Below are 1,331 nucleotides of genomic sequence, written 5' to 3' on the forward strand. Positions count from 1 at the left end.
CTGAAAACACACCGCAGGGCGCGCTGGTGCGGCTCGAACCCAAGCTGGCATCGCTCCGCGAATCCGACCGCACGGTCGTGCGCGTCGCTGAAGCCAACGGCGGGCGCTACACCATCGACAACCACCTCGCCTATGACCGCATGGCAACCGATGACTTTGCCCGCACGCACGAGCGCCGGCTCGAAGCGATCCGGCGTGCCACCGGCAAGATCGAACGCGAGCCCAACGGCACCTGGCGCATCGCCCCCGATCATCTGGAGACCGTGCTCGCCTACGAGCAGCGGCGCATCGATGCCGAGCCGGTCAAGGTGGAACTGTTGTCACCCAAACCCATCGAGCAAATGGTCCATGTCCATGCCGAGACCTGGCTCGACCGCGAGCTCGCCAGCGGAAGTAAGACCTACACTGCTTCGGTTGGCTATGGGGGCGAGGTGCGCAAGGCCTTGCAGCTACGCCAGCGCTGGTTGATCGAGCAGCAGCTGGCCGAGCAACGCGGCAGCGATGTGCTCTACGCGCGCAACATGCTGCGCCTCCTGCGCCAGCGCGAAGTGCGCGCCGTGGCCGGGCGCCTCGAAGAGGAACTGGGCAAGCGGTTTGCCGAGGCACGCGAGGGCGAGCGGATCGAGGGCACCTACAAGCGGTCGCTGGCGCTGACCTCAGGCCACTTCGCGGTGATCGAGAAGAGCCACGAGTTCACCCTCGTGCCCTGGCGGCCCGAACTGGAGAAACAGCTCGGCCGCAACGTCTCCGGGCTCATGCGCTCGACGGGTTCGATCAGCTGGACACTGGGGCGCGAGCGGGGCGGGCCGAACATCGGCGGCATGTAGGCCCCAAAACCGCCTTTGGTCCCAAGCGCCCCCATCTGGCCCCAACAGCCCCGTTCCCCGGAAGGGCCCGGACGTGGATGATCGGAGATGGCGGCGGATCGGTGAGCCCCTTGGCCGGTTCGTCGCCACCACCCTCAAACGGCAGGTCCTCCATGACGAAAACCTACAAGACCCGGCACCAGCTTTTCCTGCCCCAGGACTTGAGCCGCCGCCTNTTGGCCGGTTCGTCGCCACCACCCTCAAACGGCAGGTCCTCCATGACGAAAACCTACAAGACCCGGCACCAGCTTTTCCTGCCCCAGGACTTGAGCCGCCGCCTGGCCCACCTTGCGCAAAGTTCGGGCCGCGCTCGCTCGGAAATCCTCGTCGAGGCGCTCGACGCCTGGTTTACCCGCCGGGCCGCGCCGAAGACCGACGAAGCGCTCGGCGCGCGCCTTGCCCGGATCGAGCGCAATCTCTACTGGCTGCGGCGCAACGAAGGCCTGGTCTGGGAGATCATGGCCC

Annotated in this window: 1 protein-coding gene; it reads left to right on the plus strand. The window is 66.8% G+C overall.

The features are described from left to right. Positions 1-827 (plus strand): DUF3363 domain-containing protein (locus MTR62_RS20970; RefSeq protein WP_244024595.1); only part of this gene is annotated, 827 nt, incomplete at its 5' end. Between the last annotated feature and the right edge of the window lie 504 nt (positions 828-1,331).

Origin of the sequence: Novosphingobium organovorum (assembly GCF_022832435.1) — a bacterium.
Classification (GTDB): Bacteria; Pseudomonadota; Alphaproteobacteria; order Sphingomonadales; family Sphingomonadaceae; genus Novosphingobium; species Novosphingobium organovorum.